Below are 14025 nucleotides of genomic sequence, written 5' to 3' on the forward strand. Positions count from 1 at the left end.
GTCTTTATCAAAATAATCATCCATACAACTTCCCATTGCTCGGGGTGGGGCAGATGCTATGGGGATACAATAGCAACTCATATGTCAGTGGGATGCTGAAATATGCTACCGGGCACTACTATTTCCCGGTCCTGGATGACGTTCGAAAAGCCGGAGTTATAGTCCCAGGCTTTGAAAGGACGATTCCAATTGGGCGAGGAAAGTAAAAATGTCTTTGCGGAAATTTCTTGCAACAACCTTCCTTCTAAGCTGTGCATATCATATTGCATGGATGCTCACCGTTAAGTCACTTTTTGGAAGAGGAAATTTATCGGCTGCAGTGCATATATTTTTGTTACTCATTGTTCCAACAGCATTGCTATTGCTAGTTTCCTATTGGATGAACATGTGGAAGGACGGCGTAGCCCGGAAAATCTCCTTGGCCATCGCAAGTATATTTATACCATTAATGGCATTGCAATCGATTGCAATGCTGGTGTGTCTCTACCAACAAGAATGCTTTTAATGGGGAGATTCGAAAAATTGCCCGCCAAGAAGATTTATATTATGCCGACTGGGAAAGATGCCGGCAGTATACACCGGAAGCAGATCTCTCACTGCGGCTACGCCACCGACGCAAACGGCCCAGTCATTTGCGCGTGGCTCAGCCCAGGCCGATGGCTCATACCCGTGGACTTCGTAGCTGACACGCTCTGGCAGGATATTGTTACATGGAATCGAGAGGCGGTCTGGATTGAAGTAGTTCATTCTTTATCGAGGGTAGGTATGGCTCGAATATTGGACCACTTGCGAAGCGCTGGTCGATTGCCGGTATTGATCAAGTGGATAACGGACCGGAGTTCACCAGCAAGGCATTGGATCAATGGGCATATCAATATGGCGTACGGTTGCAGTTCATCCGTCCGGGCGAGCCGGTGAATTATGCCTACACCGCGAGCCTCAACGGCAGGTTCCGAGAAGAGTGTTTCAATCATCAAGCCTTCCGCAGCCAGCATGATGCACAGCAGAAGATCGAAGCTTGGCGCCTAAAATACAATGCGGCTACGCCATAGTGCGCTATGGCTATTTGACCCAGATGAATAACGGGAAAAGCATCAACCCCCAACCGCTCAGATTGCTAACTTATGAATGGTAAACCGGATGGGGAAAGGGCCATGATCGTATCGAGCCAGAGAACAGGCCGCATCGAATGACAGCATAGGCCAGCCTTGCACGGAGTACGCTCGTTCACCGACAATGCCGGGGCCTCCGCAGCATCCGCCGCCCCATGCGCCCCGACCACCCCAAGCCCTTCTACTACCTCGACAATTTCCGCCTGCTGCTCGATTGGGTCGCCGAGCGCTACGCCGACCTGCTCGACGATGCGGAACGCGACTTCCTGAGCCGTTTCCCCGCCCTGCCCCTGCCCGCCCAGGCGCTGCTGGTGCGCATGGTGATGCGCAAGGGCGAATTGTTCCGCGTCGGCAAGCTCGTCTACAGCGAGATCGGCCCGACCCCGGCCGCGCTGGCGCCGCTGGTCGAGGCCGGTTGGGTCGAAGCCGAGCCGGCGCTGCCGCTCGATGCGCTGTTTGGTCTGCTGACCCGGCCCGAGATCGATGCCGCCTTCGCCGCCAGCCAGCCGCGGCCGCAGGAACGCAAGGCCGAGCTGCTGGCGCGGCTGCTGCCGCAGTTCGAGGCGCCGCAAACCTTCGCGCAGTGGTGCCCCGGTCTGGCTGATGCCGCCTGCAGGCTGGCGATCCGGCCGCTGTGCGATCGGCTGCGGCTGATCTTCTTCGGCAACCTGCAGCAGGACTGGTCCGAGTTCGTGCTGGCCGATCTCGGCATCTTCCAGTACGAGCAGGTGCCGTTCTCGGCCGAGTCGCGCGGTTTCCGCAGCCGCGCCGACCTCGATTTCTACCTGCAGCTGCACGATTGCCGCCGCCGTCTCGACGAGGGCGAGGCGGCGGACCGGGTCGGCGAGGTGGTGCTGGCGCTGCATAGCGAGCAGGACTGGCTGGCGCGGCGCCGCGCCAAGCTGCTGTACGCGCTGGCCCAGCAGCACGAGCGGCAGCAATGCTTCGACCTGGCGCTGGCGCTGTACCGGCAATGCGCCTACCCGGGCGCCCGGGCGCGGCAGATCCGGGTACTCGAGCGCCAGGAGGCATTCGATACGGCCCAAGCGCTGGCCAGCCTGGCCTGGGCCGAACCGGAAAGCGAGGCCGAGCGCCAGCAGCTGGCGCGCATGCTGCCGCGGCTGTGCCGCCGGCTCGGCCTGCCGCCGCCGGCCCGGCCCGGGCTGCCGGCGATCCCCGAGCAGTTGCTGCGGCTGCCGCGGCCGCAGGACGGCTACCCGGTCGAATTCGCGGTGCGCGACCACCTGCACACGGCCGAGGCGCCGGTCCGCTACGTCGAGAACACGCTGCTGAACAGCCTGTTCGGCCTGCTGTGTTGGCCGGCGGTGTTCGCCGCCCTGCCGGGCGCCTTCTTCCACCCGTTCCACCAAGGACCGGCCGATCTGCTGAGCCCGGATTTCCATGCCCGCCGCCGCGACCTGTTCGACGCCAGCCTGGCCGAGCTCGACGACGGCCGCTATCGCGCCACCATCGCGCGCCGCTTCGACGAGAAGCAGGGCCTGCAGTCGCCGTTCGTGGCCTGGCAGGTGCTCGACGCCGAGCTGCTGCAACTGGCGCTGCACTGCATTCCGGCCGATCACCTGGCCTATTTCTTCCGCCGCATCCTCGACGACATCCGCAGCAATCGCGCCGGCCTGCCCGACCTGGTCCGCTTCCTGCCCGCCGAGGCGCGCTACGAGCTGATCGAGGTGAAGGGGCCGGGCGACCGGCTGCAGGACAACCAGTTGCGCTGGCTGCACGGCTGCCTCGAGCGCGGCATCCCGGTCGGCGTCTGCTATGTCGAGTGGGATACGCCCATGCGGGGCATGCCCGCCCAGGATGCGCCGTGAGCGATGCCGCCGGCTACCGCATCGCGGTGCGCGAGCTGTGCGAGTTCGCCGCCAAAGAGGGCGATCTCGACCTGCGCTTCACCCCATCGCCCAGCGCCGAGGAAGGCATGGCCGGCCACGCCGCGGTGGCGGCCCGGCGCGGCGCGGGCTACCAGGCCGAACTGCGGCTCGATGGCGAACACGGCCTGCTGCGCGTGCACGGCCGCTGCGACGGCTACGACGCGGCGGCCGGCCGGGTCGAGGAGATCAAGACCTACCGCGGCGAGCTGGCCGCCATGCCGGCCAACCACCGCGCGCTGCACTGGGCCCAGGCCAAGGTCTACGGCCACCTGCTGTGCCGCCGCGACGGGTTGGCCGACCTGAAGGTCGCGCTGGTCTACTACCACGTCGACCGCCAGCACGAGACGGTGTTGACCGAGGATTGCAGCGCGGCCGAACTGGCCGAACACTTCGCCGCACTGTGCGGGCGCTTCCTGCGCTGGGCCGAGCAGGAGCTGGCCCACCGCACGGCGCGCGACGCGGCGCTGGAGCGGCTGGCCTTCCCCTACCCTGCCTTCCACCATGGCCAGCGCGAGCTGGCCGAGACCTGCTACAAGGCGGCCCGGCTGGGCCGCAGCCTGCTGGCCGAGGCGCCGACCGGCGTCGGCAAGACGCTGGCCACGCTGTTCCCGCTGCTCAAGGCCATGCCCGGCCGCCGGCTCGACAAGCTGTTCTTCCTGGCCGCCAAGACCTCGGGCCGCCAGCTCGCGTTGGACGGGCTGGCCCAGCTCTTCCCCGGGCTGGCCCAGCTCTTTCCCGGGCTGGCCCAGCTTTTTCCCGGGCTGGCCCAGCCCGCTCCGGCATCGACGCCGGCGCAGCCGACGACGCCGATCCGGGTGCTGGAACTGGTCGCGCGCGACAAGGCCTGCCTGCATCCGGAGCTGGCCTGCCATGGCGATTCCTGCCCTTGGCGCGCGGCTTCTACGACCGTTTGCCGGCAGCCAGGGCCGCAGCGGTGACGGCTGGCCGGCTCGACCAGGCCGGCCTGCGCGCGGTGGCCGAGGCGCACGCGGTCTGCCCCTACTACCTGGGCCAGGAAATGGCGCGCTGGGCCGACGTGGCGGTCGGCGACTACAACTATTTCTTCGACGTGACGGCGCTGCTGCACGGCCTGCGCCAGGCCGGCGGCTGGCGGGTCGGCGTGCTGGTGGACGAGGCGCACAACCTGGTCGAGCGCGGCCGCGCCATGTACACGGCCGAACTGGACCAGGCCGCCTTCGCCGCGTTGCGCAAGACCGCGCCGGCGGCGCTGAAGCGGCATTTCGACAAGCTGCAGCGCGGCTGGAACGCCTTCAATGCGGCGCAGGTCGAGCCCTACCGGGCCTATGCCGAGCCGCCGCAGGCATTGCTGGCCGCGTTGCAGCAGCTGGCGCTGGCGATCGGCGACCACCTGAACCAGCGGCCGGACCAGCTCGACCCGCCGCTGCAGCGCGCCCAGTTCGATGCGCTGCATTTCCTGCGCATGGCCGACTGCTTCGGCCCGCATTCGCTGTTCGACGCCAGCCTGCGGCCGGCCTCGGGCGCACGGCGCAAGCCGGCCAGCACGCTGTGCCTGCGCAATCTGGTGCCGGCGCCCTTTCTGGCGCCGCGCTTCGCGGCGGCGCAGAGCTGCGTGCTGTTCTCCGCCACGCTGAGCCCGGCCGACTACTACCGCGAGATGCTGGGCCTGGCCGAGGACACGCCGCGGCTCGAGGTCGAATCGCCGTTCCGCGCCGAGCAACTGGCGGTGCGGGTGGCCCCGCGCATCTCGACCCGCTACGGCGACCGCGCCGGCTCGCTGCGGCCGATCGCCGACGTGATGGCGCGGCAATACCGCGCCGAGCCGGGCAACTACCTGGCCTTCTTCAGCAGCTTCGCCTATCTCGAGCAGGCGCTGGCCGAACTGGCCCGCCAGGCGCCCGACATCCCCTGCTGGACCCAGACGCGCGGCATGGACGAGCCGGCCCGGCGCGACTTCCTGGCCCGCTTCACGCCGGACGGCTGCGGCATCGGCTTCGCCGTGCTCGGCGGCGCCTTCGCCGAGGGCATCGACCTGCGCGGTCCGCGCCTGATCGGCGCCTTCATCGCCACCCTGGGCCTGCCGCAGCTCAATCCGGTCAACGAGCAGCTGCGCCAGCGGCTGCACGAGCTGTTCGGCCGCGGCTACGAATACGCCTACCTGTATCCGGGCCTGCAGAAGGTGGTGCAGGCAGCCGGCCGGGTCATCCGCGGCACCGAGGACCGCGGCGTGGTCTACCTGCTCGACGACCGCTATGCCGAGGCGAAGGTCGCCGCGCTGCTGCCGGCCTGGTGGCGGGTCGAATTCGACGTGGATGGCGAAGCGGGCTCGCCGTAGCACCGGTCGCTTCGTCGATGCCGGGCTGTTCGCCGTAGCTGCAGCTACCGTTAGCGCCGTCAGCCAACTCGATGCGCATCGTAGGTCGGGCGTAAAGCCCGACCTACGAAAGCACCGATCAGCCTTGCTTCGGAATCTCCAGCCCGCGCGCGACCGCCGGTCGGGCGACGAAGGCTTCGAGCACCCGGGCGATGTTGGGGAAGTCGGCGAAGCCGACCAGCTCGCCCGCGCCGTAGAAGCCGACCAGGTTGCGCACCCAGGGCCAGGTGGCGATGTCGGCGATGGTGTAGTCCTCGCCCATGATCCAGTCGCGGCCGGCCATGCGTTGCTCCAGCACCGCCAGCAGGCGCTTCGACTCCGCCACGTAGCGGTCGCGCGGGCGTTTGTCCTCGTAGTCCTTGCCGGCGAACTTATGGAAGAAGCCGAGCTGGCCGAACATCGGGCCGATGCCGCCCATCTGGAACATCAGCCACTGGATCGTCTCGTAGCGCGCCGCCGGATCGGCCGGCAGCAGCTTGCCGGTCTTCTCGGCCAGGTAGATCAGGATCGCGCCCGATTCGAACAGCGCCAGCGGCTTGCCGCCCGGGCCGTCCGGGTCGAGGATGGCCGGGATCTTGTTGTTGGGGTTGAGCGAGAGAAAGGCCGGCGACAGCTGGTCGTTGCTGCCGAAGCTGACCAGGTGCGGCTCGTAGGGCAGCCCGGTCTCCTCCAGCATGATCGAGACCTTGACGCCGTTCGGCGTCGGCAGCGAGTAGAGCTGCAGCCGGTCGGGCTGGCTGGCCGGCCATTTCTGGGTGATGGGGAAGGCGGACAGGTCGGTCATGGCGGGTTCTCGTTCGTATGTGGATCGGATGTCGGACGGGGCGGCGGCGCGGAGCCGCCGGCAGGCGATGGACCGGCGGCGGACGGCCCGGTTCGCAGCGCACCGGTATGGAAGGTCGAGGCGGAATCGAGAAAGACAAGGCCGCGCTTGGTTCGGCGCGGCCTCAAGGTCTTGCATCTCGAAGGAGCGAAGATCCACGAAGGAAGCATTCGCGGGGCCTCGTGGTTCACGCTCGAGCGGGCCGCGATGACTGGACCGCGCCCATCTCATCCCCGCTCCGTCTCCCGGAAAGGGCGCAAACCTGTCCCCGCAACGGCCCGGGCGCTGGACCCTGGCGTGCAAGCTCAGTCGAGCTTCACCAGTCCCATCTTGGCCGCGCGCCGCACCAGGCCGGCGATGTCGCGCACGCCGAGCCGTTCGCTGATCTGGGCGCGGTGGAATTCCACCGTCTTGGGGCTGATGTTGAGCTCGCGCGCGATCTCCTTGGTGCTCAGGCCGCGCGCCACCCCCGCCAGCACGTCGCGCTGGCGCTCGGTCAGCGGCGATTCCTCGACCGGCGCAGCGGGTGCCGGCGCCGGTTCGGCCGCCAGCATTTCGGGCCGCGCGGCCGAGGCGATCACATGGTGGGCCACGCGCGGGCTCAGGTAGCTGTTGCCATGCAGCACCGCGTCGAGCGCGATCTCGAGCTCGGCCAGCAGCAGATCCTTGGCCAGGTAGCCGTGGCTGCCGGCCTTCAGCGCGGTCATCACCACCGCCGGGTCTTCGTTGCCGGACAGCATGATGACCCGGCTGACGCTGCCGGCGTCGCGCAGGCGCTCGGCCACCTCGATGCCCGAGAGGCCGGGCATCGCGATGTCCATCAGCACGATGTCGGGTTTGAGCTGCAGGATCAGCGCCAGCGCCTCGTTGCCGTCGATGGCTTCGCCGATCACCTCGAAGCGGTCGAGCCGGCCCAGCAGGGTCTGGATGCCGACGCGGACCAGCGAGTGGTCGTCCGCGATCACCACGGATGTGCGCTTCGAGGCAGGGGTATCGGCTTGCGACATGGGTAGAGGAAAGCGAAAGGCCAGAGGAAAGCATAGGATGATGCCATCCGCCTTACCAGCTCCATGATTGCGCATGCCTGCCGAATACCTGCCGACCGCCCCGCTCCAGATCCTCGTGGTGGAGGACACCGCGGCGCACCGGCTCCTCCTGTCCAGCTGGCTCGACAGCTGGGGCGACCGCTACTGCTGCGCGTCCAGCCTGGCCGAGGCGAGCGCGCTGCTCGCGGCGGGCCGGGTGTTCGACGTCGCGCTGCTGGACCGCCATCTGCCGGACGGCGACGGCGCCGGCCTGCTGCCGCTGTTGCGCCGTTGCGCGGTGCCGCGGGTGCTGGCGATGACCACTGTCGACGGGCCGGCCGATCAGGCGCAACTGCGCAGCCGCGGTTTCGATGGCGTGCTGGCCAAGCCGCTGGCGCCTGAGCGGCTGCGCGCCGCGCTGCGCGGCCTGGATGGCGCCGCCGAAGAGGACGCGCCAGCCCTGCCGGCCGAGTTCGAGTTGGACATCCCGCAGGACGAGGACTGGCGCGCGACCGCCGCCGCGCTGCGGCAGATCTGGCTGGACGGGCAGCAGGTCCGCCTGCGCGCCACGGTCGCCACGCTGCGCACGCTGCTCGAGCGGCAGGCGCCGCCGGCCCTGCTGCGCCGGCTCGATGCGTTGGCGCTGGCACTGGCGCCGGCCGTGTCCAACCCGCTGCACGTCGCGCTGCTGCTCGACGCGCTGCAGCCGGACGAGCCGGCCCGGCAATCGCCCCAGGGCGGAACCCGGGAATCCCCCCGGTAGGCAGTGCGCGGGGCGCGACGTAATCTGTGCCCCAAGTTCGCAGCTTTCCTGGAGCGTTCCATGTCGCCCGAATCCGATCCGCGCTACAAATTCTTCGACCCGGCCAAGGTGCTCGAAGACTTGCATGGCGACACCGCAGGCTTCCACCGGCTGGCGGCGGCCTACCTGGCCGACCTCGATCCGCTGCTGCATTCGCTCGCCGCCGGCGACGCGCGCACGCCCGACATCGTCCACCGCCTGCGCACCGCCTTCGGCATCTTCCACGCCACCCGCGGCAATCTGCTGGCCCGCCATATCGAACAGACCTGTCGCAGCGGCCTGCCGCCGCCGAACGCCGAGCGGCGCGCCCTCTTGACCGAGATGATCGGCCTGGGCGAAGAGCTGCGCAGCTATCTCGACGGCCGGGCCCTGGGCTAGGACATCCGGCAGGAACGGCTTCGGCCGCGAGTCTTCGAGCGTGCCGCGATGCGGCGGGATTGCTCGGCGATTCGCGGCCGAAGTTGCTTCTGCGGGCCGGGATCATCGGTGTGCGCCTCCGCGGCCTGGGGCGAAATCGATGCGCGCTTCCCTGCTCCGCGACCGCTCCATGCGTTCACGCAGAGCGGCTTCAGCGCGAATCTCTCGAGCAACCGGCGGTAAAGACGCCTATCCCGGGCGACGGAGATGCATCCGCTTTTGCCTCGCGCAAGCAAGTCGGAATGGGAGCGGTTCATCACGTCGCAGCCCTTCGCAGACCCGTCGACTGCTTTCCCCCGCGCACGGAAGAAGCGGCGGCGAATGAAAGGAACGCATTGCGGGGCGCCGCATTCCCCTTCGCGAGGGAGAAGGACTACGGTGGCTCAACCGGCCTGAGGCGTTGGTTGAATGCGCTGAGTCCCAAAGCAAAAGCGGGCCGCAGCCCGCTTCGATCCATCCGATCCGATCGACTCCAACCAGGATCGATCGCGCCCGTTACCGCTCAATGCGGCCCGTACCAGACGCCAGCCGGTTCGGGCGACATCACTTCATAGCGTTCCAGCATCGCCAGCAGCGCGGCCAGGTGGACCATGCGCTCTTCGCGGCCGGCTTCGACCGCCGCCGGCTGGGTGGCCACCGGCCATTGCACCTCGGCGTGGACCGTCTCCATCGCCCACGGCACCTCGACGCGGTCGAGCGCGGCCAGCGTGGCGGCCCATTCGGCGTCGAGCGCCGAGTCGGCCGACTGCCGCACCGGGCGGTAGCTGTCCATGTCCGATTCGATGACGTGGGACGGGGACGTGAGTTCGCAGTTGTACATGGCCTACCTCCGTGCTGGTTCTGTGGGGACCGGGGCGGCTGGAGCGCCCCTTTGCTTGCCCTCCATTGTCCGTATCCAGGCGCGGCGCGGAACTGGTCTAACTCCGGGGTCGGCTCCCGATACCACCCTAGGGGCTTCCCTAGGCAACCCGCCCGCGCCACCTGGCACGATCTCTTCCGGCCCGCCCCTCCCAGGGAAGAACCCTAGCCCGTAGCGCACCGGGTTGGACCGGCGGGGAGATCCCCGCAACATGGGCTCCGCAAGCCATTCGGCCAGCGGAGACCGCCAAGATGTCGGAAGAGAACTGCCGCGCCGCCGAGCGCAGCACCGAGCTGTCGACTCGGCGGCAGGAACTGGCCGCCGCCATGCAGCGCGTCGTGCTGGCCTAACAATTTGTAAGCGTTCGGGGAGGCCGGCCTGCGGCCTCCCGCAAGGAGCAAGGCGGAGCCCCGGCCGATACGCCGGGGCATCCAGCCTGCGGGAGGGGATGGGGTGAAACCCGTCCCCTCCACGCATTTCAGCCCTGCGCTTGCCGTTGCCGCAGCGCCTCGTCCGCGCAATTCCGGGCACGCAATGGCGAAAGCGGATGCGGCGCCAGGTGCCGCGATTCGCTTCGGTCGATCCCGTCCAATGTATCCAGCGTGTATGTCAGTGCGGCCCATGCCAGACGCCGGTCGGCTCGGGCGACCTCGCCTCGGCGTCGAGCCTCGCGTCGGCTGACGGCCGGGCTCTGGGGAAATCCCCCGCTGGGCAGGCGACGCCCCGGGCGCGATATCGGCCCACCGGCCGGGTTCCGGGAAGATGCCTAGCCCGTAGCGCCCCGAGTTGGGCCGGCCGGTCGGACCACGCAACATGGTCTCGCAATCCCGGCCGGCGGAATCCGCGGCCCGGCCATGCAGCGCAGCGGCCTACCCGCCGCAGGCGCCCGGCGAGTCGGGCCGACCTCCGACCTGCTTGCGCACGGCGGGTCATCCCCGGCAGCAGGCCATCGAACCTGCCTTTCCGGCGATTCGCCCGACTCTTGATTTCCAGCAAACCCGGCCTGTGCCATCCGGGCCGATGATGATCCCACCTCGACAGGAGCCGCATCATGCAACCGACACTGCGCATCGCCCTCCTCGCCACGCTCGCCCTGGGCAGCCACGCCTTGGCCGCGGACGAGATCCGCCTGCACGGCGCCACCACGGCGATCGACCGATTCGTCAATCCCTACAAGGCAGAGGTCGAAAAGACCACCGGCTTCAAGCTGACGATCATCGGCAACGCCACCGGCCGCGGCCTGGCCGATCTGGCCGAGGGCAAATGCGATGCCTCGCTGGCGTTGAACGCATGCCGCTGTCCGTGAAGCTGACGCTCGGTTTCGGCAGCATCCTATTCATCATGGCGGTGGCCACTTTCATCATTTCGCTCACCTTCCGCCAGGTCGAGTCGAACATGAGCCGGGCCGAGAAGGCCTCGATCCCCCAGGCTTTCGCCAGCGACCAGATCGCCTTCGATACCCTGCGCATTCATCAATTGCTGGTCCAGGCCGCGGCTTCCTTCAGCAAGGACGGCTTCAAGCAATCCGACCAGACGCTGTCCGACATCAAGCTTCGCCTCGCCCGGCTCAAGCAGGAGTACGCCGCCCAGGGCGACCAGGCGATGGTGAAGCAGGTCGGGGCCATGGAAGCCGCCTTCGCCAGTTTCCATGCCCAGGGCAAGGAGATGGCCGAGCTGTACATGTCGCAGGGCGGGATCGACGCCGCCGGCGAGCAGCTGAAGGCATTCGACCAGGCCGGCGCCGCCCTGGCGCTGCAGGTCATGCAGATCCAGAAGACCAACCTGGACGCGGCCACGACGGGCATGGAGAACGTCTCGACCATGCTGCGCAAGGCGCAGATCACCATGTGGGTACTCATGGCGGTCGCCCTGGTATCCGGCACCGCGATCGCTGTCCTGCTGCGCCGGTCGGTGATGGGACTGCTGGGCGGCGAGCCGGCCGAGGCCATGCGGGTGGCCCGCCTGATCGCCGAAGGAGATCTGACCCAGCCGATCGCCGCCGACGGCAGCCACAGCCTGATGAAGCAGATGGAGCACATGCGCGCTCACTTGAACGACGTGCTGAGGGTCCTGCTGCAACTGGCCGGGCAATTGAGCGCCCACGCCGACGACCTGGCCAGCGATTCCAGCCGGATGGCCAAGGCGGCCGGCGACGGCAGCGACGCCGCCAGCGCCATGGCCTCGACCGTCGAACAGATGACCACCGGCATCGCCCAGGTATCGGACAGCGCGGCCACCACCGCGGCAATGGTCGGCAACGCCGGCAGCATGGCTAACCAGAGCGGCGGCGTGGTGCTGAACCTGGCCGAGGGCATGGCGCGCATTTCCGAGCGGGTGAAACTGTCGGCACGCGACGTGGCCGAACTGGGCAAGCAGTCCGACGGGATACGTTCGATCGTCGCAGTCATCAAGGACATTGCCGACCAGACCAACCTGCTGGCGCTCAACGCCGCCATCGAGGCCGCCCGCGCCGGCGAAAGCGGCCGCGGCTTCGCGGTGGTGGCCGACGAGGTGCGCAAGCTGGCCGAACGTACCGCCAAATCGACCCGCGACATCGCCGAGATGATCGGCACGATGCAGCAGAACGTCGGCACCGTGGTCAGCGCCATGGGCCAGAGCGTGGGAGAAGTGACGCAAGGCGAAGCGCTGGCCCAGAGCGCCAGCGAGGCGATCCGCGCCATCCAGACCGCCACCACCGAGGTGGTCGGCCTGGTGGGCAGCATCAGCGTGGCGACGCGCCAGAGTTCCACCGCCAGCCAGGATGTCGCCGGCGGGGTCGAACACATCGCGACGCTGTCGGAACAGAACAGCAGCGCCGCGGCCCGGCTGGCGGAAACCGCCGGGCAGTTGAAGGCGGTGGCGGGCAAGATCAACCAGTTGGCCAACCAGTTCAAGACCTGCGACTCGGCGCTGGCCTACGGCGCCTGAACGACCGCCGCCGGCAGGACACCAGGGCAAGGGCGCGGGTCATCCGGCCCGCGGAGGGGATGGGGTGAAACCCGTCCCCTCCGCGCATTTCCGCCCTGCCCTACGTCGACCGCCGGTTCACTGGCTGCAGTCGGCATTCTCCGAGGGATAGGAAGTGTTCATGATCCACAAGCCCTTGGTTTCCTTCGAATTGTTGTAGTAGCCGAAGGCGACCGCCTTGACCGTGATGTTGCGGCTGGCGGTGCAGTTGCCGCTGCCGTCGACCGCGGTGCAGACGGTGGCGGCGCCGCCCTTCCAGCCGCCGAGCCGGGAGATGGCGATGCAGTCGGTCTGGCTGCCGCCGGCGCCGCCGCAGGTCTTGGGCGCCGGGCTCTTGCCGTCGTCGTTGCCCTGCCACTGGGTGAACAGGTTCTGGAACTGGGTCCAGTTGGTGTAACGCGACTTGCCGACCTGGGTCGGCTGGCCGGTGATGTGGATGTCGACGTGGCCGCCGGCCGACTTGTTGGCATCCATGCTGGTGGTGCTGGCCACCACGGCCTTGGTGGCGCGGCATTCGGCCGCCTGGCTGACGGGTGCGAGTACGGCCAGCGCAAGGCCGGCGCAGAGCAGCGTGAACGAGTGACGCATGGCGAAACCTCCTTGATTTGTCATGGACGGCGCCCGGCAGTGCCGCCGGAGAGGCGGCGGCCGGTAGGCCTGCCAAATTGGAATACCCGGGAAACGCGCCGGATATTCTGGCGGCATCGATCCTGGGCGAGTGCCCGTGTGTTCTAGCAGGTGGACAAGGGGTTCAAGCCGGCCACGTTACATCCGCCGGGCCTGGACGGCCGGGCCGCCGCAGGCTACCTGGCGGCCGGGCGGCGACCCGGGCCAGCGTCTATCCTTGAGCGGCGTCGCCCGGCCCGGCCGGCGCCGCGATACCCATACAAGCCGCCCGCGAGGCGGCGCATCCGCAGGAGGAATCCCATGCCCGTCAAGCTGCCGCCGGCGCTGCATTGGCTGCGCAAGAACATCGCGCTGTACAACGCCGCCTACCTGTTCATCCCCTTCTTCGATCTCTTCTGCGGCGGCAAGCGCCGGCCGGTGTTCTTCGACATCGACCGCACCTGCCCCGAGCTGCGCACGCTCGACCGCCACTTCGAGGTGATCCAGCGCGAGCTCGACGCGCTCCTGCCGAGCCAGGACCAGCTGCCGCTCTACCACGAGCTCGACACCGACCTGATCCACGCCTCCGGCCGTATCAACCGCGACAAGCGCTGGAACGTGTTCATGCTGTTCAGCTACGGCGCCCGGCCCGAGCACAACCGCCGATTGGCGCCGCGCACCACCGCCCTGCTCGACCAGATCCCGAACCTGGCCCAGGCCTTCTTCTCCATCCTCGATCCGGGCAAGAGCATCCCGGCCCACTCGGCGCCGACGCGTTCCTATATCCGCTATCACCTGGCGCTGCGCGTGCCGGAGCGGAATCCGCCGTCGATCCGGGTGCACGAGACCGTCTACACCTGGAAGACCGGCGAGAGCGTGATGTTCGACGACAGCTGGAACCACGAGGTGATCAACCGCAGCGACGGCATCCGCGCCGTGCTGCTGGTCGACGTGCTGCGGCCCTTGCCGTGGCCGGCCAACTGGGTCAATCGCTTGTTCTACCGGCTCGGCTGCCTGTGGTACGGCCCGCGCGTGGTCAAGGCCGCGGCCAACTTCCCGGTCCACCTGTGAAGGACGCCGGTCCCGCACCGGTCGCGGACCTTGCGGGCCGGGCCGGCGGTGTTCCTTCCACCGCGCGGCAAGACCCCAGCCGCGGGCGCCCGCCGCAGCGC

General features: G+C 68.0%; 13 protein-coding genes. 9 read left to right on the forward strand and 4 right to left on the reverse strand.

Annotation, left to right across the window (positions count from 1 at the left end):
• Positions 1-821: 821 nt before the first annotated feature.
• The 4 genes from H9L41_RS11105 (at position 822) to H9L41_RS25720 (ending at position 5315) form a co-directional block, all read left to right on the forward strand.
• Positions 822-1052, forward strand: coding sequence for an integrase core domain-containing protein (locus tag H9L41_RS11105; protein WP_169730173.1), 231 nt, complete (start codon positions 822-824; stop codon positions 1050-1052).
• 215 nt (positions 1053-1267) lie between these two features.
• Positions 1268-2941, forward strand: a complete 1674-nt coding sequence (locus tag H9L41_RS24660; RefSeq protein ID WP_051318954.1) for a VRR-NUC domain-containing protein — start codon at positions 1268-1270, stop codon at positions 2939-2941.
• Positions 2938-3939 carry a hypothetical protein gene (locus tag H9L41_RS25715; protein WP_308419644.1) on the forward strand — a complete coding sequence of 334 codons (1002 nt, stop codon included), beginning with the start codon at positions 2938-2940 and terminating at the stop codon, positions 3937-3939. The genes H9L41_RS24660 and H9L41_RS25715 overlap by 4 nt, the downstream gene beginning before the upstream one ends.
• Positions 3888-5315, forward strand: coding sequence for an ATP-dependent DNA helicase (locus H9L41_RS25720; RefSeq protein WP_308419645.1), 1428 nt, complete (start codon positions 3888-3890; stop codon positions 5313-5315). Before H9L41_RS25715 ends, H9L41_RS25720 begins: the two co-directional genes overlap by 52 nt.
• Positions 5316-5433: 118 nt before the next feature.
• Here H9L41_RS25720 and H9L41_RS11115 read toward each other — a convergent pair whose 3' ends face one another.
• Both H9L41_RS11115 and H9L41_RS11120 read right to left on the reverse strand, forming a co-directional pair.
• A complete protein-coding gene (locus H9L41_RS11115; protein ID WP_028445972.1) occupies positions 5434-6138 on the reverse strand; it encodes a glutathione S-transferase N-terminal domain-containing protein in 705 nt (234 codons plus the stop codon).
• A 344-nt stretch (positions 6139-6482) separates the two neighbouring features.
• Positions 6483-7145, reverse strand: coding sequence for a response regulator (locus tag H9L41_RS11120; RefSeq protein ID WP_028445973.1), 663 nt, complete (start codon positions 7143-7145; stop codon positions 6483-6485).
• A 112-nt stretch (positions 7146-7257) separates the two neighbouring features.
• Between H9L41_RS11120 and H9L41_RS11125 the strand changes: the two genes are divergently transcribed.
• On the forward strand, positions 7258-7965 hold the full coding sequence (locus H9L41_RS11125) for a response regulator (RefSeq protein WP_028445974.1): 708 nt from the start codon (positions 7258-7260) through the stop codon (positions 7963-7965).
• A 60-nt stretch (positions 7966-8025) separates the two neighbouring features.
• Positions 8026-8382, forward strand: coding sequence for a hypothetical protein (locus H9L41_RS11130; RefSeq protein ID WP_028445975.1), 357 nt, complete (start codon positions 8026-8028; stop codon positions 8380-8382).
• Between the two features lie 541 nt (positions 8383-8923).
• Here H9L41_RS11130 and H9L41_RS11135 read toward each other — a convergent pair.
• Positions 8924-9193, reverse strand: a complete 270-nt coding sequence (locus H9L41_RS11135) for a hypothetical protein (RefSeq protein ID WP_028445976.1) — start codon at positions 9191-9193, stop codon at positions 8924-8926.
• A 1138-nt stretch (positions 9194-10331) separates the two neighbouring features.
• Here H9L41_RS11135 and H9L41_RS11140 point away from each other — a divergent pair.
• Positions 10332-10586, forward strand: a complete 255-nt coding sequence (locus tag H9L41_RS11140) for a hypothetical protein (RefSeq protein ID WP_028445977.1) — start codon at positions 10332-10334, stop codon at positions 10584-10586.
• Positions 10571-12208 (forward strand): methyl-accepting chemotaxis protein, encoded by a 1638-nt coding sequence (locus H9L41_RS11145; RefSeq protein WP_051318955.1) that lies wholly within the window; start codon positions 10571-10573, stop codon positions 12206-12208. Before H9L41_RS11140 ends, H9L41_RS11145 begins: the two co-directional genes overlap by 16 nt.
• Before the next feature lie 117 nt (positions 12209-12325).
• On the opposite strand, the gene H9L41_RS11150 is transcribed toward H9L41_RS11145, so the two are convergent.
• Complete coding sequence (locus H9L41_RS11150) at positions 12326-12835, reverse strand: hypothetical protein (RefSeq protein WP_028445978.1); 510 nt, start codon at positions 12833-12835, stop codon at positions 12326-12328.
• 339 nt (positions 12836-13174) lie between these two features.
• Between H9L41_RS11150 and H9L41_RS11155 the strand changes: the two genes are divergently transcribed.
• Positions 13175-13924 (forward strand): aspartyl/asparaginyl beta-hydroxylase domain-containing protein, encoded by a 750-nt coding sequence (locus H9L41_RS11155; RefSeq protein WP_084300166.1) that lies wholly within the window; start codon positions 13175-13177, stop codon positions 13922-13924.
• Positions 13925-14025 lie beyond the last annotated feature (101 nt).

Origin of the sequence: Chitinimonas koreensis, assembly GCF_014353015.1 — a bacterium.
GTDB classification, from domain to species: Bacteria; Pseudomonadota; Gammaproteobacteria; order Burkholderiales; family Chitinimonadaceae; genus Chitinimonas; species Chitinimonas koreensis.